At 72.2% G+C, this 19,871-nt stretch carries 15 protein-coding genes and 1 pseudogene; 4 read left to right on the top strand and 12 right to left on the bottom strand.

Annotated features, from left to right (window positions below; genetic code table 11):
• Positions 1-45: 45 nt before the first annotated feature.
• Positions 46-1,038: pseudogene (locus tag ACNNMR_RS23440) on the top strand (rod shape-determining protein); the annotation flags it as partial.
• A 118-nt stretch (positions 1,039-1,156) separates the two neighbouring features.
• Here the strand turns inward: ACNNMR_RS23440 and ACNNMR_RS23435 are convergent.
• Entirely contained in the window at positions 1,157-2,467 is a 1,311-nt protein-coding gene (locus ACNNMR_RS23435) for an MFS transporter (protein ID WP_419996640.1), read from the bottom strand.
• Positions 2,464-3,126, bottom strand: a complete 663-nt coding sequence (locus ACNNMR_RS23430; RefSeq protein WP_419996639.1) for a GntR family transcriptional regulator — start codon at positions 3,124-3,126, stop codon at positions 2,464-2,466. Before ACNNMR_RS23430 ends, ACNNMR_RS23435 begins: the two co-directional genes overlap by 4 nt.
• A gap of 134 nt (positions 3,127-3,260) precedes the next feature.
• On the opposite strand from ACNNMR_RS23430, the gene ACNNMR_RS23425 reads away from it, so the two are divergent.
• On the top strand, positions 3,261-4,214 hold the full coding sequence (locus ACNNMR_RS23425; RefSeq protein WP_419996638.1) for a D-alanyl-D-alanine carboxypeptidase family protein: 954 nt from the start codon (positions 3,261-3,263) through the stop codon (positions 4,212-4,214).
• A 42-nt stretch (positions 4,215-4,256) separates the two neighbouring features.
• Here the strand turns inward: ACNNMR_RS23425 and ACNNMR_RS23420 are convergent, their stop codons facing one another.
• From ACNNMR_RS23420 to pdhA, 3 genes are read right to left on the bottom strand one after another with little or no spacing between them, the layout of a single operon-like run.
• The gene (locus ACNNMR_RS23420; RefSeq protein WP_419996637.1) at positions 4,257-5,753 is read right to left on the bottom strand and encodes a dihydrolipoamide acetyltransferase family protein; all 1,497 of its coding nucleotides are present in this window, start codon (positions 5,751-5,753) and stop codon (positions 4,257-4,259) included.
• 21 nt (positions 5,754-5,774) lie between these two features.
• Positions 5,775-6,755, bottom strand: a complete 981-nt coding sequence (locus ACNNMR_RS23415; protein WP_419996636.1) for an alpha-ketoacid dehydrogenase subunit beta — start codon at positions 6,753-6,755, stop codon at positions 5,775-5,777.
• 2 nt (positions 6,756-6,757) lie between these two features.
• Positions 6,758-7,930 carry a pyruvate dehydrogenase (acetyl-transferring) E1 component subunit alpha gene (gene pdhA / locus ACNNMR_RS23410; RefSeq protein ID WP_419996635.1) on the bottom strand — a complete coding sequence of 391 codons (1,173 nt, stop codon included), beginning with the start codon at positions 7,928-7,930 and terminating at the stop codon, positions 6,758-6,760.
• Positions 7,931-8,279: 349 nt separating this feature from the next.
• Between pdhA and ACNNMR_RS23405 the strand changes: the two genes are divergently transcribed.
• Entirely contained in the window at positions 8,280-8,948 is a 669-nt protein-coding gene (locus ACNNMR_RS23405; RefSeq protein WP_419996634.1) for a response regulator, read from the top strand.
• A gap of 122 nt (positions 8,949-9,070) precedes the next feature.
• On the opposite strand, the gene ACNNMR_RS23400 is transcribed toward ACNNMR_RS23405, so the two are convergent.
• Positions 9,071-10,723, bottom strand: a complete 1,653-nt coding sequence (locus ACNNMR_RS23400; RefSeq protein ID WP_419996633.1) for a protein kinase domain-containing protein — start codon at positions 10,721-10,723, stop codon at positions 9,071-9,073.
• A 265-nt stretch (positions 10,724-10,988) separates the two neighbouring features.
• Here ACNNMR_RS23400 and ACNNMR_RS23395 point away from each other — a divergent pair, with 265 nt between their 5' ends.
• Complete coding sequence (locus tag ACNNMR_RS23395) at positions 10,989-12,647, top strand: protein kinase domain-containing protein (protein WP_419996632.1); 1,659 nt, start codon at positions 10,989-10,991, stop codon at positions 12,645-12,647.
• Between the two features lie 72 nt (positions 12,648-12,719).
• On the opposite strand, the gene ACNNMR_RS23390 is transcribed toward ACNNMR_RS23395, so the two are convergent.
• The 6 genes from ACNNMR_RS23390 to ACNNMR_RS23365 all read right to left on the bottom strand — a co-directional run bounded on the left by ACNNMR_RS23390 (position 12,720) and on the right by ACNNMR_RS23365 (position 19,868).
• On the bottom strand, positions 12,720-13,280 hold the full coding sequence (locus ACNNMR_RS23390) for a bacterial proteasome activator family protein (RefSeq protein ID WP_419996631.1): 561 nt from the start codon (positions 13,278-13,280) through the stop codon (positions 12,720-12,722).
• Positions 13,281-13,336: 56 nt separating this feature from the next.
• On the bottom strand, positions 13,337-16,201 hold the full coding sequence (locus ACNNMR_RS23385; protein ID WP_419996630.1) for an FtsX-like permease family protein: 2,865 nt from the start codon (positions 16,199-16,201) through the stop codon (positions 13,337-13,339).
• Positions 16,198-16,926, bottom strand: a complete 729-nt coding sequence (locus ACNNMR_RS23380; RefSeq protein WP_419996629.1) for an ABC transporter ATP-binding protein — start codon at positions 16,924-16,926, stop codon at positions 16,198-16,200. The genes ACNNMR_RS23385 and ACNNMR_RS23380 overlap by 4 nt, the downstream gene beginning before the upstream one ends.
• Entirely contained in the window at positions 16,923-17,528 is a 606-nt protein-coding gene (locus tag ACNNMR_RS23375; RefSeq protein WP_419996628.1) for a PadR family transcriptional regulator, read from the bottom strand. The genes ACNNMR_RS23380 and ACNNMR_RS23375 overlap by 4 nt, the downstream gene beginning before the upstream one ends.
• A 40-nt stretch (positions 17,529-17,568) precedes the next feature.
• Positions 17,569-18,786 carry a hypothetical protein gene (locus ACNNMR_RS23370; RefSeq protein ID WP_419996627.1) on the bottom strand — a complete coding sequence of 406 codons (1,218 nt, stop codon included), beginning with the start codon at positions 18,784-18,786 and terminating at the stop codon, positions 17,569-17,571.
• Positions 18,787-18,890: 104 nt separating this feature from the next.
• Positions 18,891-19,868, bottom strand: coding sequence for an NAD(P)H-quinone oxidoreductase (locus ACNNMR_RS23365; RefSeq protein ID WP_419996626.1), 978 nt, complete (start codon positions 19,866-19,868; stop codon positions 18,891-18,893).
• Between the last annotated feature and the right edge of the window lie 3 nt (positions 19,869-19,871).

Genomic DNA, 19,871 nt, shown 5'->3' with positions numbered 1-19,871 from the left:
AGCGCCCACCGTGCGGCGGAGCCGCTCGCGGCCAACGCTGAGCGTGTGACGATCAGCCTGGAACAACTCAGCCGATGCACGGTCGCCGTCGACATGGGCGCCGCCCGGACCCGTATCTACATCAAGGGCTCAGGGCTTGTGGTCGACGAGCCCAGCTACGCCGCGATCAACCGGGCCACCGGCGCCCTGCTCGCCGTGGGCGCCGAGGCCCAGCGGATGATGGGCCGCACGCCCGCGCACATCCGGGTGGTGCGCCCGGTGGGCGCCGCCGGGATCAATGACATCGAGATGGCCCAGCGCATGCTCCGCTATCTGGTCGACGACCGGATCCGGCGGGCCTGGCGCTTCAACCCCTCGCTGCGCGCCGCCGCCTGCGTGCCGCACGACGCCGAGCCGCTCGCCCAGCGCGCGATGATCGACACCCTGGCGGGGGTGGGTGCCCGGCGCGTACTGCTTGTGGACACCCTCATCGCGGGCGCGGTCGGCTGCGGCCTGCCGGTGGCGGAGGCCGAGGGCGCGCTGATCGCCGTCTGCGGGGCGGCGATGACGCAGGTCGCGGTGTTGTCGCTGGGCAATGTCGTGGCCGCCGAGAAGATCCCCGTCGGCGGCGAGGCCGTCGACCGGGCGCTGGTGGAGTACTTCCGCACCCACCACGGCCTCTTCCTTCCCACCACGAAGGTGCGGGCCGTGCACGAGCTGCTCAGCACCGCGGTCGCCACCGGGCAGCGTACGGCCGAGATCCACGGCCGCGACGTGATCACCGGCCTGCACCGCTCGGTCACCGCAGACCCGGTGGAGGCCGAGCGGGCGGCCCGGACGCCGATGGTCGCGGTCTTCGACGGCATCCGTACGGTGCTGCGGCGCTGCCCGCCGGACCTGGTCGCCGACGTCGGCGAGCGCGGCGTGATGCTCGCCGGCGGCAATGCGGCGATGCCCGGCCTGGAGGCGATGCTGCGGGAGGCCGCGCACCTGCCGGTGCATGTGGCCGAGCACCCGGGCGTGGCCCCGATCCTGGGCCTCGGGTCGCTGCTCAACGGCGGCACCGGGGAGTTCGACGACTACGTCCCCGAGCTCGCCTCGCAGACCCCGGCGCTGGACGCGCTCGACTACGACGAGCTGCCGGAGCAGCTGGGCCACGACGAGGACGGGGTGCCGCTCACGCCGGAACGTGAACCGTCTCGACCCGGCTGGCGACGAGCCGCTCGCGCTCTCGGCGTTGGGCGCGACCGCGAAGGCGCAGGATCGCGCTGACCCCGACCGCCTCCAGCACAAAGATGGTGGCGAAGGCGATCCGGTAGTTGTCGCCGGTGGCGTCGAGGAGGATGCCGACGGCGAGCAGCGTGGTCATCGAGGCGGTGAAGCCGCCCATGTTGACGATGCCGGAGGCGGTGCCGAGGCGCTCGGGCGGGTTGGCCGGCCGGGCGTAGTCGAAGCCGATCATCGAGGCCGGGCCGCAGGCGCCCAGCACGACGCACAGCACGATCAGCAGCCAGTGCGGCGCCTGCCCCGGCCAGGACAGCACCGCGCCCCAGGCGAGCGCGGTGGCGCCGACGGTGCCGAGGGCCAGCGGGGCGCGGGCGGCGTGGTGGCGGGCGATGGTCTGGCCGTAGACCAGGCCGACCGCCATGTTGGCGAGCACGACGAGGGTGAGCATCTCGCCCGCGGCCGCGCGCGTCATGCCCTGCGCCTCGACGAGGAACGGCAGCCCCCACAGCAGCAGGAAGACCATGGCGGGGAACTGGGTGGTGAAGTGCACCCAGAACCCCAGCTTGGTGCCAGGCTCCCGCCACGTCGCGGCGATCTGCCGGCGAACGAACCCGCGGCCCGCGGGGACGGTCGGGTCGGGCTTGGGCTCGTACCCCTTCGGGTGGTCGCGCAGGAAAAGCACCACCAGGACCAGCATCAGCGCGCCCGCCATCGCGCTGCCCGCGAAGGTCGGCGTCCAGCCGAAGACCTGCAGCACGCGGGCGAGGACGAGGGTGGAGACGAGGTTGCCCGCCATCCCGATCAGGCCCGCGGCCTGCGCGACCAGCGGGCCGCGCTTGGCGGGGAACCAGCGGGAGCCGAGCCGCAGCACGCTGATGAACGTCATCGCGTCACCGCAGCCGAGCAGCGCGCGCGAGGCGAGCGCCGTCCCGTACGACTCGGAGAGCGCGAAGCCGAACTGGCCGAGGGTGTAGAGCACGATGCCGATCGACAGCACCTTGCGGGTGCCGAGCCGGTCGACGAGGAGGCCGACGGGTATCTGCATGCCCGCATAGACCAGCAGCTGCAGGATCGAGAAGGCGGACAGCGCGGAGGCGCCGATCTCGAAGCGCTGCTGGGCGTCGATGCCGGCGACGCCGAGGCTGGTGCGGTACGTGACGGCGACGAAGTAGACGGCGACGCCCAGGCCCCACACGAGGATGGCCTTGCGGCCGCCGGGTGGGTCGCCGGGACGGGCGGGGGCCTCGGATATAGCGGTCATCGCGACTCACCGCGCAGCAGGCTGCGGACGCCCGCGACGTGGTGGTGCACGGTGGCGACGGCCGCCTCGGCGTCCCCGGCGCGCAGTGCGGTGAGGATCTCGGCGTGCTCGCGGATGGTGATCTCCATCCGGCCCGGGTCGGACTGCGCGATCGCGACGCCCATGCGCAGCTGGCGGTCGCGGAGCTGGTCGTAGAGGCGGACCAGGATGTCATTGCCGGCGTGCCGGACGATCGCGGCGTGGAAGCAGCGGTCGGACTTCACGGCCTCGGTGAGGTCCCCGGCCGCAACGTGCGCCTCCAGCTCGGCGAGCAGCTCTTCGAGGCGTACGAGGAGGGCGGCGGGGGCGGGCATGACCTTGCGGGTGGCGTGCTCCTCGACGAGGAGGCGGGTCTCGACGACGTCGGCGATCTCCTGCGCGGAGACGGGGAGGACCAGGGCGCCCTTCTTCGGGTAGAGCCGCAGCAGCCCCTCGGCCTCAAGACGCAGCAGCGCCTCGCGCACGGGCGTGCGGCTGACGCCGACCGCCTCGGCGAGCTCGCCCTCGGTGAGCAGCATCCCGCCCTCGTAACGGCGGTCCAGGACCGCCTCCTTGACGTGCGCGTAGACGCGCTCGGCGGCCGGGGGTCTCTTGATCGGGGCAGGGGCGGGGGCAGGCATGCGCACAGCTTAGATACAACAGGTATGCGTGGGGAGAGCGGGTCCGCGATGTGGACGCCTTCCGTGCCGGGCGATCGCGGCCCTAGGGTGATGCCTCGCCTGCCAGCGATTGTCAGTTCGGAGTGCTGATTTCTATGCGAAGCACGGGAAAACGGGCTAGATCCCGGACCAGAGGCCGGAGAGTCACGGCCGCCTCCCTCGCGGCCGGTGCGGTCGTCGCCGGGTACGTGACGACCTCGTCCGCCGAGGCCGCCCCCGAGGCGCCGACCGTCGCCGCCAAGGGCGCGTACCTGATGGACACCGGCAGCGGCGCGAAGGTCTTCGGCAAGGCGGACAGCACCCGGCGGCAGATGGCCTCCACCACCAAGGTGATGACGACGGCCGTGGTCCTCGACACCCCGGGCCTCGACCTGGACCGCAAGGTCAAGATCAAGCAGGCCTATCGGGATTACGTGACCCGGGAGGGCGCCAGCACCGCCAACCTGCGCACCGGCGACACGGTGACCGTGCGGCAGCTCCTCTACGCCACGCTGCTGCCGTCGGGCTGCGATGCGGCGATGGCGCTGGCGGACACGTACGGCAGCGGGTCCACGGTCTCGGCGCGGACGAAGTCGTTCATCTCGAAGATGAACAAGAAGGCCGCGGAGCTGGGGATGACGAACACGAAGTTCGACTCCTTCGACGGCATATCGGTCGCCGGCGACCACTACACGACGCCGAAGGACCTCACGAAGGTCGCCCGGCACGCGCTGGCGGACGCCACCTTCATGAAGGTGGTCAAGACGACCACGACCAAGCGGAACGCCCTCAAGCCGGACGGCACCTGGCGCGTCTACACCTGGCACAACACGAACCAGCTGCTCGGCTCGTACAACGGCGCGATCGGGATCAAGACCGGGACGGGGACGGCGGCTGGGCGCTGCCTCGTCTTCGCGGCGAAGCGGGGCGAGCGGACGCTGGCGGGGGTCATCCTCAATGACGAGGCCCGCTATACGGACGCGGCGAAGCTGCTCGACTACGGCTTCGGGTCGGACTCTGCGGAGACGATGAAGCTGCGGAAGCTGCCCGAGGGGGCGCAGCGGGACTGAGTCACGTGGTCCGGGGGCTGTGTGGCCCCCGGACCTCCGTGTTTACGTCCAGGTGATCAGCCGCTTCGGGTGCTCCAGCACCCCGGCGATGTCGGCCAGCACCTTCGAGCCCAGTTCGCCGTCCACCAGGCGGTGGTCGAAGCTGAGCGCCAGCGTCGTCACATGGCGGGGCTTGACCTTGCCCTTGTGGACCCAGGGCTGGAGCTTCACCTGGCCGAAGGCCAGGATCGCGGACTCGCCCGGGTTGAGGATCGGCGTGCCCGTGTCGACGCCGAAGACGCCGACGTTGGTGATCGTCACCGTGCCGTTCTGCATCGCCTCGGGGGTGGTCTTGCCGTCGCGGGCCGTGCCGACCAGGTCGCCCAGTGCTGCCGCCAGCTCCGGCAGCGTCATGGCGTCGGCGTCCTTGATGTTCGGGACGATCAGCCCCCGCGGGGTGGCCGCGGCGATGCCCAGGTTCACGTAGTGCTTCTGGACGATCTCCTGGTTTGCCTCGTCCCAGGCGGAGTTGACCTCCGGGTGGCGGCGGATGGCCACCAGGAATGCCTTCATGACGAGCAGCAGCGGGTTCACCCGCAGGCCTGCCATGTCCGGGTCCTGCTTGAGGTCCTGGACGAGCTTCATGGTGCGGGTGACGTCGGCCGTCACGAACTCGGTGACGTGGGGGGCGGTGAAGGCGCTGGTCACCATTGCGTTGGCGGTGGCCTTGCGGACGCCCTTGATCGGGATCCGGGTTTCGCGAGCGCCTGCGGCAATGGGCTGCGCCTGCGTCGCCGGGGCCGGTGCGGCTGCCGCTGCCGCCTGTGCGGGCGCGGGTGCCGGGGCGGCGGCCGCGTGCACGTCGTCGCGGGTGATGATGCCGCCCTCGCCGGTCGGGACGATCTGCGTCAGGTCGACGCCGAGGTCCTTCGCGAGCTTGCGTACGGGTGGCTTCGCCAGTGGGCGGTCGCCGGTGACAGCGGCGCTGCCCGCCGGAGCAGGCGCGGTGCCATTCGCGTCGGCGGCCGCCGGAAACGTCCCGGGCCCACCCGTCCCGCCCAGCGGGACGCCTGCCCCCGGAGTGGTTTCGGCGGGTGGCGTTGCGGCGCCGTTCACCTCCGCCTGGATCGCCGCGGCGGCCTGCCCGTCGGCAGCCTCCGCCGCCTTGCGCGGCCGACGCTTCGTCGAGCCCTGGGCGACGCCGTAGCCCACCAGCACCGGCTCGCGCTTGGCGCCGCCCTCGCCCTCCTCGGGCTCGGCCTCGGCGGCGGCCGGAGCAGCGGCCTCACCCGGCTGCTCACCGCCCGCCGCACCGGGCTGCGTGTCCACGGCAATGATGGACGTGCCCACGTCCACCGTCTCCCCCTCCGGGAAGTGCAGCTCGCTCACCACACCATCGAACGGGATCGGCAGCTCCACAGCCGCCTTCGCCGTCTCGACCTCGCACACGACCATGCCGTCGTGCACCTCGTCGCCTGGAGCGACGAACCACTTGAGGATTTCTGCCTCGGTCAGGCCCTCGCCGACGTCCGGCATCTTGAATTCGCGGAAGCGCGACATGAGATTGAGTCAGCTCCCTTCTCAGTACGCCAGCGCGCGGTCGACGGAGTCGAGGATCCGGTCCAGGCCGGGGAGGTACTCCTCCTCCAGCCGGGCCGGCGGGTACGGGGCGTGATAGCCGCCGACTCGCAACACCGGGGCCTCGAGGTGGTAGAAGCAGCGCTCGGTGATCCGGGCCGCGACTTCGGCGCCGGATCCGTAGAACACCGGGGCCTCGTGCACCACGACCAGCCGGCCGGTCTTCTCGACCGACGCCTGGACCGTGTCGAAGTCGATCGGGGACATCGAGCGCAGGTCGATGACCTCCAGCGAGCGGCCCTCCTCGGCGGCGGCCGCGGCCGCCTCCAGGCAGGTCTTCACCATCGGGCCGTACGCGACCAGGGTCAGGTCGGTGCCCTCGCGCGCCACCCGCGCCTTGTGCAGCGGTCCGGGGATGGCGGTCTTGTCGACCTCGCCCTTGTCCCAGTAGCGCCGCTTGGGCTCGAAGAAGATCACCGGGTCGTCGCTGGCGATCGACTGCTGCATCATCCAGTAAGCGTCGCTCGCATTGGAGGGCGAGACGCACTTCAGGCCCGCCACATGCGCGAACAGCGCCTCCGGCGACTCGCTGTGGTGCTCGACCGCGCCGATGCCGCCGCCGTAGGGGATGCGGATGACGACCGGCAGCTTGATCTTGCCGAGCGCGCGGGCGTGCATCTTGGCGAGCTGCGTGACGATCTGGTCGTACGCGGGGAAGACGAAGCCGTCGAACTGGATCTCCACCACCGGCCGGTAGCCGCGCAGGGCGAGGCCGATCGCGGTGCCGACGATGCCGGACTCGGCGAGCGGGGTGTCGATGACCCGGTCCTCGCCGAAGTCCTTCTGCAGGCCGTCGGTGACGCGGAAGACGCCGCCGAGCTTGCCTACGTCCTCGCCCATGACGAGGACCTTCGAGTCCTGCTCAAGGCTCGTACGAAGGGACTCCGTGATCGCCTTCGCCAATGCCATCTTCTCTGCGGCCATGATCAGTTGCCCTCCTCGGCGAAGGACGCCTGGTATGCCGCGAACTGCGCGCGCTCCTCGTCGACCAGGGCGTGCCCGTCGGCGTAGATGTTCTCGAAGATGGCCAGCTCGTCCGGGTTCTCCATGGTGCGGATCGCCTCGCGGACGCGCTTGGCGAGCTCCTCGCTCTCCTTGTCGAGCGCGGCGAAGAAGTCGTCGTCGGCCAGGCCCTCCTTCTCCAGATACGTGCGCAGCCGGAGGATCGGGTCCTTGGCCTCCCACTCCTTGCGCTCCTCGTCCTCCCGGTAGCGGGTGGGGTCGTCGGAGGTGGTGTGGGCGCCCATCCGGTACGTGAAGGCCTCGATCAGCATCGGACCCTGGCCGGAGCGGGTGTGCTCCAGGGCGGCGCGGGTGACGGCGAGGCAGGCGAGGACGTCGTTGCCGTCGACCCGTACGCCCGGGAAGCCGAAGCCGGCGGCGCGCTGGTAGAGCGGGACACGGGTCTGGCGCTCGGTGGGCTCGGAGATCGCCCACTGGTTGTTCTGGCAGAAGAAGACGACCGGGGCGTTGTAGACCGCGGCGAAGGTGAAGGACTCGGCGACGTCGCCCTGGCTGGAGGCGCCGTCACCGAAATAGGCGATCACGGACGAGTCGGCGCCGTCCTTCGTGATGCCCATCGCGTAACCCGTGGCGTGCAGGGCCTGGGAGCCGATGACGATCGTGTAGAGGTGGAAGTTGTTGCTGTTCGGGTCCCAGCCGCCGTTGTTCACGCCGCGGAACATGCCGAGCAGCTTCTCCGGCGGCACGCCCCGTACCCAGGCGACGCCGTGCTCGCGGTAGGTGGGGAAGGCGTAGTCGTCGTCGCGCATCGCGCGGGCCGAGCCCACCTGGGCGGCCTCCTGGCCGAGCAGCGAGGGCCACAGGCCGAGCTCGCCCTGGCGCTGGAGCGTGACGCCCTCGGCGTCGAAGACCCGGGTCAGGACCATGTCGCGGTACAGGCCGCGCAGCTCGTCGGCGCTCAGGTCGATGGCGTAGTCCGGGTGCTCGACCCGCTCGCCCTCCGGGGTCAGCAGCTGGACGAGGCCCGGGTCACCGGCCGGCTTCTTGGCGGCGGCCTTCTTCTTCGGGCTGCTCGTGCGCTTGCTGCTGCTGCGGCGCGGCTGTTTGCTGCGCGCGGCAGTGCTCTCCACGGTCACGGTGTGCTCCTGACGTCTCTGAAGGCCCCCGGGGTCGCCGGGGCACTCAAGATCTCCTCCGCCGGTGGCGAAGGGGTCGGCTCACCCGATTCCATTACGGCGTACGGGGTGGGTACGCCGGTAAGGCTCCGGGCGGGACTGGCAGCCCGGCGATGCCTGCTCCAGGCACCGTACCCCGTGTTCTATGACCACGCGAACCCTTCCTGACCTGCGATTTTCCTTGGATTTCCAAGTAAATCGCGGATCCGCTGGAAGGGCCACTGGTCACGGGCTCACAGGGTGCCGGGACAGGGGCACGTTAACCCGGTGGCCCCGAGCACCGGAAGACCCAATATGTGAGACTGGCTGCGTGCGCGAAGAAGGAAAAATCACGGTATTCCTGCTCGATGACCACGAAGTGGTACGTCGTGGGGTACACGAGATGCTTTCGATGGAAAGCGACATCGAGGTCGTCGGCGAGGCCGGCACGGCGGCGGACGCCCTCGTCCGCATTCCGGCGGTGCGGCCCGACGTGGCCGTTCTTGATGTGCGGCTGCCGGACGGCAGCGGGGTGGAGGTGTGCCGGGAGATCCGCTCGGCCAACCCCGACATCAAATGCCTGATGCTCACGTCCTTCGCGGACGACGAGGCGCTCTTCGACGCGATCATGGCGGGCGCGTCCGGTTACGTCCTGAAGGCGATCCGCGGCAATGAGCTGCTGACGGCCGTACGGGACGTGGCCGCGGGCAAGTCGCTGCTCGACCCGGTGGCCACGGCGCGGGTGCTGGAGCGGCTCCGCGACGGCGGCAAGGAAAAGGGCGACGACAAGCTCGCGAACCTGACCGACCAGGAGCGCAAGATCCTCGACCTGATCGGCGAGGGCATGACGAACCGCGCAATCGGCGAGCAGCTGCACCTGGCCGAGAAGACCATCAAGAATTACGTGAGCAGCCTGCTGTCGAAGCTGGGCATGGAGCGCAGGTCGCAGGCGGCGGCGTACGTGGCGAGGCGGCAGGCGTCGTCGGAGCGGGACTCCTAGGCCCTCACCCTCCCGGGGCAGACGTCAGTCTCCCGGGGGCAGGCGTCCCGCTGGGCGGGACGGGTGGGCCCGGACGTTTCCGGCGCCCGCCGACGCGTCTCGCACCGGACGAAACCGGGGCGTCAGCCGCCGGTGGTCGTGCCGACGTCCGTACCACCCGCGTCGGCGCCGCCATCCGCGCCACCGTCCGCGCCGCCATCCGCGCCACCGTCGGCGCCGCCATCGGCACCACCGTCGGCGCCGCCATCCGCGCCACCGTCGGCCCCACCGTCCGCGCCACCGGTGTTGGTACCACCATTGGTGCTCGTGCCGCCGCTCGTAGGCGGCGTCGTCGGGCTCTTGGTCGGGGTGTCGGACTCCGTCGGGCTCTCCGACGGGGACTCGGAGCTCGGGGTGTCCGAGGGCTCCTCCTCCGGGGGCGGCGCGACCTCGGACTGGTCATCCGTCGGCTCGTCCGACGGAGTCTCGGACTTGGACTCCTTGTCCTTCGAAGGCTCCTGCTTCGTCGGCGTCGGCTTCTGGTCCTTCGGGCCTTCGCCGCCGTCGTCCTGGTTCATCAGGGCGAAGGCCACGCCGAAGGTGATCGCGACCACGGCCAGCGCCGCGAGCAGCCACTTCTTGCCGCGCCCGCCGCCGTTACGCCCCCTGCCGCCGCCCGGCCCCTGGCCGTAACCGTCGAAGCCGCCGTCGTCGGCGCTCGGCTGCCGCAGCATCGGCGCCGCCGTCGTCGGGTCGCCGGGCTGCGCGCGCAGCGCGGTGGTGGCGGCCGTGGTGCCCATCGGCGGGGTGTTGCCGGGGGCGAGGGCGACCGTGCCGGTGTCCCACTGGCCGGTGTGGCCGCCGACGTCCTGCAGCATGCGCAGCGCGTACTGCACCACGCCGCGCATCTCCTCCGCGGACTGGAAGCGGTCGTCCGGGTCCTTGGCAAGCGAGCGCATGACAAGACCGTCGAGCTCCGGCGGGACCGCCGTGTCGATGCCGGACGGGGGCGTCGGGGCGTCCTGGACGTGCTGGTAGACGACCGACAGCGGGGTCTCGCCCGTAAACGGCGGGCGCATCGCGAGCAGCTCGTAGAGCAGGCAGCCGACCGCGTACAGGTCGGAGCGGGAGTCGATGGTCTTGCCCAGCGCCTGCTCGGGGGAGAGGTACTGGGGGGTGCCCATGACCATGCCGGTCTGGGTCATCGTCGACTGCGCGGTGTGCAGCGCGCGGGCGATGCCGAAGTCCATCACCTTGACCGCGCCCGTGTTCGTGATGATCACGTTCGCGGGCTTGATGTCGCGGTGCACGATGCCGTGCTGGTGGCTGTAGGCCAGCGCCTCCAGGACGCCGGAGATGATCAGCAGCGCCTGGTCGGGCGGCGGGGCCTCGGCATTGATCAGCAGGTCCCGGATGGTACGGCCCTCGACCAGCTCCATCACGATGTACGGAACGGTCTGACCTGCGACGACGTCTTCACCGGAGTCGTACACGGCGACGATCGCGTGGTGGTTGAGGCCGGCCACGGACTGGGCTTCGCGGGTGAAGCGGGCCTTGGAGACCGGGTCCTCGGCAAGGTCGGCGCGCAGCAGCTTCACCGCGACCTCGCGGCCCAGGCGGACGTCCTGGGCGGCGAAGACCTCGGCCATGCCGCCGCGGCCGATGCGTCTGGTAAGGCGGTAGCGGCCGTCACCGACCAGCCCGCCGTTGCCCCAGAACTCTGGTGAGTCGGACATTCCGGCGCCGCCGTTCGCCCCCGGGTCGCCAGGCCCCTGGGGGTTTTCCGTCTGTGCCATCAGTCCTCGCTGGGGTATGGAAGAGTCGCTGTGAGCCGTTCCCGGTAAGGGCACGCTACCGCTTCCGCGGGGCGCGCCGGTCCGCACTGAGCGGACCATGCAACATTGCCAACGTCCGACGTGGCAAATCGTGTCCCGGTTCCGTCCCAGGCCTGTCCCGGAATGGGGAGGGAGGTCACGGAACGGGCAACGAACTTGACGTGCCTTGACCAGGCGGCAGACTTGGCTTCCGTCAAAGGTACGCGTACGCCGGGGGGAATCCTTAATGTCTGAGCACGGCGGTCGGCCCGAATACGCCGGAGGCTCGGTCGGCGGCGGCCGCTACCAGCTGCAGAGCCTCCTCGGCGAAGGCGGCATGGCCTCGGTCCACCTCGCCCACGACACGGTCCTCGACCGCCAGGTGGCAGTGAAGCTGCTGCACACCGAGCTCGGCCGCGACGACTCCTTCCGCGAGCGCTTCCGCCGCGAGGCGCAGGCCGTCGCCCGGCTTTCCCACCCGAATGTGGTGTCGGTCTTCGACACCGGCGAGGACACGATCGACGGCGCGCCGGTGCCGTACATCGTCATGGAGTACGTCGACGGCCAGCCGCTCAGGTCCGTCCTCGACGCGGATGTCCGCCAGTACGGGGCCATGCCCACCGACAAGGCGCTGAAGATCACGGCGGATGTGCTGGCCGCGCTCGGCGCCAGCCACGAGATGGGCCTCGTCCACCGGGACATAAAGCCGGGCAACGTCATGATGACCCGCCGCAGCGTGGTCAAGGTCATGGACTTCGGCATCGCCCGGGCCATGCAGTCGGGCGTCACCGCGATGACCCAGACCGGCATGGTCGTCGGCACCCCGCAGTACCTCTCCCCCGAGCAGGCGCTCGGCCGCGGCGTGGACGCCCGCTCCGACCTGTACTCGGTCGGCATCATGCTCTTCGAGCTGCTCACCGGCCGGCTCCCGTTCGACGCGGACAATCCCCTCGCCATCGCGTACGCGCATGTGCAGGAGGCGCCGCCGACCCCGTCCGCGCTGAACCAGACCGTTCCGCCGCAGGTCGACACCCTGGTGGCGCGGGCGCTGTCGAAGAACCCGAACGACCGCTTCCCCGGCGCCGACGAGATGGCCGAGGAGGCGCTCCGGGCCACCCAGCAGACGCCGCCGGGCGCGATGCCCTCGGTGATCGCCCCCTCCGGGCCGGCGAACTCCGGGGCCGGCGTCGGCCAGGCCGTCTTCCCGCCGGTGAACCCGCAGCAGCAGGCCCCGCAGTACAACTCGCCGCCCCCCGGCACCCCCGGCTTCGGCCAGCCGGCCGCGGCGGGCTACGGCGCCTACGGCCCCTCGACCCCCGCGGGCCCCTCCACCCCGCCCCCGCACGTGCCGGGCGGCTACCAGACCCCGCCGCCGTACTCGATGTCGCCGACCGGCGCCCCGACCCCGCCCGCCGGGGGCGGGGGCAGCGGCGGCGGCAAGAACGTCGCGCTCATCTCCACCGCGATCGTGCTCGCGGTGGCCGCCATCGCCACGGTGATCATCGTGCTGACCACGAAGGACGGCGGCGGCGAGCCGGAGGCGAAGGAGTCCCCGACGGCCTCGCAGGACGCGGGCGGCGATGGCGGCGGCAGTGGTGGCGGCGGCGACAAGCCCAAGGTGCTGCCGCCGGACCGCACCCGCGTGATCGACAAGGAAGAGTGCACCGAGGCCCGCGAGCACTACGACGACAAGTCCAAGCTCAGCCTTCCGGACCTGACGTACAAGGACTTCAAGTCGGTGCAGGACTGCGCCCAGGCGGCGGGCTGGAAGCTCGAGACGACGCGGAAGGCCAGCGGCATCTGGGCCAAGGACACGGTGCTGGCGCAGTTCCCGGCGAGCATGTCCGCCTTCGACCCGGACAAGGACACGATCAAGCTGGAGCTGTCCACCGGCGTCCCTGAGTGACCCTGAGCGCCAGACACGGCGAAGGGCCCGTACGCATCCGCTGCGTACGGGCCCTTCCGCTTGTGCCTCTGCTTACAGGTACGGCCCCGAGCGCGCCCCGCCGTGCTGCGGGCCGCCCTCCTCCTCGTCGCCGGGCGCGGAGCCGGGCGGCAGGGCTCGGCGCATCTGCTCCAGCTGCTGGCGGGCGGCCATCTGCTGGGCGAAGAGGGTGGTCTGGATGCCGTGGAACAGGCCCTCCAGCCAGCCCACCAGCTGCGCCTGCGCGATCCGCAGCTCCGCCTCCGTGGGCACCGAATCGTCCATGAACGGCAGCGACAGCCGCTCCAGCTCGTCGATCAGGTCGGGCGCGAGGCCGTCCTCGAGCTCCTTCACCGAGCTGGCGTGGATCCGCTTCAGCCGCACCCGGCTCGCCTCGTCCAGAGGTGCGGCGCGCACCTCCTCCAGCAGCTGCTTGATCATGCTGCCGATGCGCATGACCTTCGCAGGCTGCTCAACCATCTCCGTCAAGGGAACCTCGCGCGACTCGTCATCACTGCCGTCGCCCGGTTTGGCGTTGCCGAGGGCCATTCCGTCAGGTCCTACGACCAGGACGTGCGGGCTCTCCTGCGACTGTTCGTTGCTCGGAGTGTTCATGAGCCCATTGTCCCGCACGGGCGACTCGCTTTGGTTGTCCCCCCTTACGTGCGTGGTCACCCCTCCCCGCGCCGCAGCAGCGGGATCCGGGAGCGAGTGACGAGGGCGGCGAGCAGCGCGGCGCCGAGGGGGACGACGAGCAGCAGGCCTGCGATGGTCTCCCAGGGGATGGCGATGGCCATGTGCGGCTTGAGGCCCCAGCCGTTGCCGAGGGTCTCGGCGTAGTCGGCGAGCGCCTTGCGCTCCTCGGCCTTGCGCAGCCCGATCGCCGGGACGAGCCCCGCGGCCGTACCGAGGACGACGCCCATCGCCGCGATCAGCCCGCACTGGAAGCCGGAGAGCGTCCGCCGCACCCTGCTGCCGGCGCCGACCGCGGCGAGGGTGCGCAGGTCCGGCTCGGCGTCGGCCTGGGCGAGGCCGGTGGCGATGCCCGCGGCGCCGAGGGTGACGAGGGCGGCGAAGACGGTGAGGGCGAGGAGTACGTTGCCGCCGACGCTCCGGTAGCCCTTCTCCACGTACAGGATCGGGTTCACGTCGAGCTCGGTGAAGGCGCTCTCGACCGCCTGCATCTCGGCGTCGGTGGGCAGCCGGCCGGTGGTGAAGTAGGCGCCGAAGTGTTTGGAGTCGAGGCCTGCCCCGGCGACGGCGGAGGGCGGGAGAAGGACGTTGATGCCATAGGTCGCGTCCTGGCCGCGGAGGCGGTGCGCCGGGAGGGAGAGGACGCGGTCGGCCTTCTTCGCGGCGCCCGTCCCATCCCCGTCGATGTGATTGAAGTAGTCCTCCTCCTTCTTGAATACGGCCAAGGTGATGCTGCCGTCCTTGACCGGGGTGCGGCTGAACGCGACCGCGTCACCGCGTTCCAGCGCCGCGTAGGCCCTGCGGTCCTCGACGCCGAGCGCCTTGAGCACATCGGTGCCGCCGACGAGTGCCCCTGAGCCGCTCATCATCGGCGTCTCGGGAGGCTCCGGCGGATTGCACTGCCAGCTCTTCATGGCCTGCTGCCGCCCGGCTGCGGAGAGCTTCTCCCCCTTGCCGAAGTGCAGCGGGCAGGCGTTGCGCTCCGGCACGAGGACGGCCACCCCGCCGCACCTGCCGCCGCCGCCGCTGATGCCGCCGCAGTTCTTCCCGCCGACCGACAGGAGCCCGACGTCGGCGCGCCCGGTCACCGGCAGCTGCCGCTCGACGGCGTCGCCCACCCGGTCCGCGGTCCGCCCGCTGCCGCGCTCCATCTGCACGCTCACCACCCCGTGCGGCGCCGAGGGCGCGTACTCGTCGCGGCGCTGCTGATCGGCGCTCGCCGTGTACGTGGCCACCGCCACCGACCCGGCGACCGCCGCCAGCACGGCGGCCACGGCAGGCGCGGTGCGTCCCCGGTTGCGTACCGCATCGCGCAGCGCGAGCCGCGGGGACAGCGGCAGGACGCGGCCGAGGCGCCCGAACAGGCCGACCAGGAAGGGCGTCAGCGCCACCAGACCCAGCTCGGCGATGCCGCTGCCGACGCCGACGACCTCGACCCGGTCGGTCATGGTCCCCCCGGCGACCGCGACGGCCACGCCCACCCCCACCGCGACCACTCCCACAATGGGCAGCACCCGCCCCGTGTGCCGGACCCCGCGCCGCCCGGTCAGCGAGGCCAGCACGCTCTGCCGGGCGGCGGCGATGGCCGGGAACAGCGCCGCGAGCAGCCCGGTGAGCACCGCGAGCGCGGCGATCCCGGCGAGCTCCAGCGGCGGCAGGTCGAAGCTGGCGAAGCGCCCGTGCAGCCGCTGCTCCAGGAGCGGCCGGGCCAGGGCGGTGGCTGCCACGGCGAGCGCGAGGCCGAGGACGGCCGCGGTGACGCCGATGACGAGGCCGCCGGAGAGGACGACGGACCGGATGTGGCGGCGGTCGCCGCCCTGCGCGCCGATCAGCCCGAGCTGGCGCCGCTGGCGGCGGGCGCCGACGGCGAAGGCGGGGCCCGCGAGGAGGCAGATCTCGAGGATGGCGAGGCTGACGACGGTGATGGCGATGGTGAGGAGGAGGGCCTGGTCGCTGACGCCGGTGCCGGTGGTGCCTGCCATGGCCGGCTCCCGCTGGAAGAGCGGCACCTCGGAGTGCGGCGGCGGGTTGAGCAGGACGGCCTTCGACTTGACCAGGTAGCCATGGGTGTTGGTCTCCTTGACCATGTCCCACGTGTAGTCGCCGGGCACGGCGACCAGGTAACCGACCGCGTCGACACCGTCGTTGGGCTTGAAGCCGTCAGAGTGGATCACCGCCCCTGGCAGGGCGTTGAGCTGCTTGCCGTCCAGGCTGCCGGGGAGCTCGTACGCGCCGGTGATGCGATAGCTACGGCCGCCGTCGACCAGCCGGACCGAGGAGCCGATCTTCAGGCCGCTGCTGTCCAGGAAGGCCTGGGTGGCCGCGACCTCGTCGGTGCCGGTGGGGAAGCGTCCGCGGAGCAGCGTCATGATGCCCTTGGCCATCGGGTCGGCGGCCTTCAGCTCGCGCACGTGCAGGCGGTCGACGCCGTGTTTCGTACGGACCCGGATGCTCGCCCGCTGGTCGGACAGGTGGCGGGAGTTACGGGGCAGGGCCGCGGGGATGTCGGGGCGCTCGCCCGGGCGCGGGCGGGCTTCGCGGGCGACGTCGGGGTCGCGCCTGCTCTTGGCCGGCGAGGCGTCCCAGCCCTCCGGGTTCTGGTGGATCGGGCGGGTCCAGAGGCCGGACTGCGGGAGGGAGACCCGGGCGTCCGCCTCCCCGTACGCGCGCCGGAGCTCCTGCGCCTGGCTCGGCTCCGTACTGCGGATGGTGATGTCCGCGGCGGCGACGCCGAAGATCGGCAGCGCGATCATGGCGAGGACGAGGGCGCTGCGGCCCTTGTGGCGCAGGGCGTCGCGGCGGGCTATGCGGATGGCGGCGCGCCAGGCCGCGAACCGGCTCACTGGGACGCGCCGGGCGTGAGCAGCGCCGCGGCGTCGGAGCGGATCGTCTGGTCGACGACCGCGCCGTCGCGGAGGAAGACGACCCGGTCCGCCCAGGCGGCGAAGCGGGGTTCGTGGGTGACGAGGATGCCGGCGGCGCCCGCGTCGCAGCGGGTGCGCAGGACGGCCAGGACGGATTCGCCGGTCTCGGAGTCGAGGGCCCCCGTGGGCTCGTCGGCGAGGACGAGGCGGCGGTCGCCGACCAGGGCGCGGGCGATGGCGGTGCGCTGCTGCTGGCCGCCGGATATCTCGTCCGGGAAGCGGTCGGCGATGTCGGCGAGGCCCATCTCCTCAAGGGCCTGCAGCGCTTCTTTACGGGCCTTCTTGGCGCGGACGCCGTCGAGTTCGCGGGGCAGGGCGATGTTCTCGGCGGCGGTGAGGGCCGGGATGAGGTTGTAGTCCTGGAAGACGTAGCCGATGGCGCGGCGGCGGAGGGCGGCGACCGTGCGGCGGTTCGCGGTGGTGAGGTCGGTGCCCTCGACGGTGACGGTGCCGGAGGTGGGGGTGTCCAGGCCGCCGGCGAGGGTGAGGAGGGTGGACTTGCCGGAGCCCGACGGGCCCATGACGGCGACGAGTTCGCCGGGGAGGACGTCGAGGTCGATGGCGCGCAGGGCGTGGACTTCGGTGGGGCCTGAGCCGTGTATGCGGGTCAGTTGGCGCAGGTTCAGCACTGGTTCGGCGGTCATCTTCTCCCCCTGGTCACGGTCTTGGCGTCCTGCCGCCCCCTGTGCGGCAGGACGTCCTCGCGCTGTGCCATCCGTACGAGCCGGGACTCCGAGTGGTCCAGCCAGCGCGCCTCCGCCTCGGCCTGGAAGATGAGCTGCTCCAGGACGAGGAGCCATGCCAGGTCGTCGCTGCCCGCCTCGGGGCGCTCCAGGGTGGTCAGAGCCTGGGCCTTGAGGCGGGTGTAGTCCTGCATGGCGCCGATGGTGTGGGCGCGTTGGGCCTGGATCACGGCGCTGATGTCCACGCCCGGCGCGCCGACCGCCATCGCGAGCTTGATCGCCAGCTCGTCGCGGGCCGGCCGCTGCCGGTCGACGGGCGTGGCGTACCAGACGCGCAGCTCGGCGCGGCCTTCGTCGGTGATGGCGTACAGCGCATGGCCCGAGTCGTCCTCGCCGTCCGGCGTCACGAGGCCGTCGCGCTCCAGGCGGTTGAGCGTCGTGTAGACCTGGCCGACGTTCAGCGGCCAGGTGGCTCCGGTGCGGGACTCGAACTCCGAGCGGAGCTGATTCCCGTAGCGGGGGCCGGACTCGAGCAGGGCCAGGAGGCCGTGACGGATCGACATACTCAGTATGTATACCGAGTATGTTCGGGGTGAGCAAGCCTTATGCGCGGCGGCGCAGACGCAGCGCGATGAAGCCGAGGCCCAGGCCTACGAGCGTCATGCCGGTGCCGAGCGGGAGCACGCGCTGGGCGGTGGTGGAGGCGGCGGGGCGGGCGGCCTGCCGTTCGCCGGGGGCGGCGTCGGGGACGTAGGTGAGGGTGTGGTCGGGCTCGGGTTCGGGGGCGAGGCGGGGCGCCGGCTCCTCGTACGAGTCGTGCTGCTGGGTCCAGGGGTTGCGGTGGTGGCGGGGGCCCGCCTCGGCGGGGTGGTCGCGGTCGGGCTTGGCCTTGGGGTTGGGCTTTGGCTTGGGGGCGGGCTTCGCGTGGTCGCGGCGGGCGTCGCCGTCGCGGCGCGGGTCGCCGTCCTGGCGCTCGTCGCGGTCGCGGCGCTCGTCGCGGTCGCGGCGCTCGTCGCGGTCGCGGCGCGGGTCGCGCTTGCCGGCCTCCGGCCCGGCTTCCGTGCCGTCGGCGCCCGGACCGCGATCCGCCTTCGGCGTCTCGGCCGGGCTGCCGGGGGTGGCTCCGGCGGCCGGCGATCCGGCTCCCCCGTCGGCGCCTTCCGAGGCCCCGCCGCCGGCGTCCTCGCCCGCATGGCGGGAGGGCGGATCCGTGGGCGCATCGCGCTCGGCGCCCGTACCGCCATCGTGCTCACCGGGGGGCCCGTCCTGCCGGCCCGGGTGCTCGCGCCCCACACCGGGCCGATTCCCGGCGAGGCGCCCGGGGGGCGGGGTGAAGGGATCGGCCTCGACCGGCACGGGGGCGGATGCGGCTGCCGCCGCAGGGAACACCGCCCTCGCGGCTGAGGCCACGGACGCGGGGGTCGCCGCCGCCGTGCGGGCCGCGGACGCGGGGGTCGCCGCAGCCGTGCGGGCCGCGGAGGACATCACGGCCGCGTGGGAATCCGCCGCCACCGGTGCAGCCGCCCCCACTACGGACGCGGGGGTCGCCCCAGCCGGGCGGGCCGCGGAGGACATCACCGCCGCGTGGGATTCCGCCGCCACCGGTGCAGCCGCCACCGGTGAAGCCGCCACTTGTGAAGCCGCCACTTGTGAAGCCGCCGCCTGCGGCACCGCCCCGAGGACCCCGCCGAGCCCCGCGGCCACCAGCGCCCCGGCCCGTACCCCCCATCGCAGCCGCCGCATCGCGGCGCCCGCCCCCGCCACCCGTCGCGTCGCGGCATCGCGCCGGAGGCGCGGGCGGGGCAGGAGTGCGTGGGCCACGGCCGAGAACCTTCCTGTACCAGGAGCACCGGTGCGACGCTTTGAGCGTCACATAGCGGTGCAAACCCGGCATCAGGTGTTGGGCCGACCGTGGCCCGCCGTCGTCAGACGGTCAGCAGCACCTTCCCCACATGGCCGCTGTCCTCCACGTACCGATGCGCGTCCGCCGCATCCCGCATCGCCACCGCCCGGTCGATCACCGGCTTCACCTGACCGGACTCGATCAGCGGCCACACGTGCTCGCGCACCGCCGCCACGATCGACGCCTTCTCGCCCAGCGGGCGCGAGCGCAGCGTGGTGCCGACGACCGCGCCGCGCTTCATCATCAGCGCGCCGATGTCGAGCTCGCCGCGGCGGCCGCCCTGCATGCCGATGATGGTGATGCGGCCGTTCACGGCGAGGGCCTTGACGTTCTGCTTCAGGTAGTCGGCGCCGACGATGTCGAGGATGACGTCGACGCCCGCGCCGTCCGTCGCCTTCTTCAGCTCGGCCGCGAAGTCCTGCTCGCGGTAGTTGATCAGGATGTCGGCGCCCAGTGCGCGGCAGCGCTCCAGCTTCTCCGCGCTGCCCGCCGTCACCGCCACCCGCGCGCCTACGGCCTTCGCCAGCTGGATCGCCATGGTGCCGATGCCGCTCGCGCCGCCGTGCACCAGCAGCGTCTCGCCGGGGCGGAGGTGGGCGACCATGAAGACGTTCGACCAGACCGTGCTCGCCGCCTCCGGCAGCGCGGCGGCCGCGACCAGGTCGACGCCCTGCGGTACGGGCAGCAGCTGCCCGGCCGGCACCGCCACCTTCGTCGCGTACCCGCCACCGGCCAGCAGCGCGCACACCTCGTCGCCGACGGCCCAGCCCGCCACGCCCGCGCCGACGGCCGCGACCCGGCCCGAGGCTTCGAGTCCGGGGTACGGCGGGGCGCCCGGCGGCGGCGGATAGTTGCCCTGCCGCTGCGCGATGTCCGCGCGGTTCACGGCACTCGCCACGACATCGACGAGCACCTCCCCCTCGGCAGGAACGGGATCGGGGACCTCCGCCCAGGTCAGGACGTCCGGGTCACCGGGCTGGGGAATGGTGATCGCATGCATGGC

The sequence above is a fragment of the Streptomyces boninensis genome (assembly GCF_048572725.1).
GTDB classification, from domain to species: Bacteria; Actinomycetota; Actinomycetes; order Streptomycetales; family Streptomycetaceae; genus Streptomyces; species Streptomyces boninensis.
Note: the sequence above shows the minus strand (reverse complement) of the source record. Positions and strands in the feature narration are given on the sequence as shown.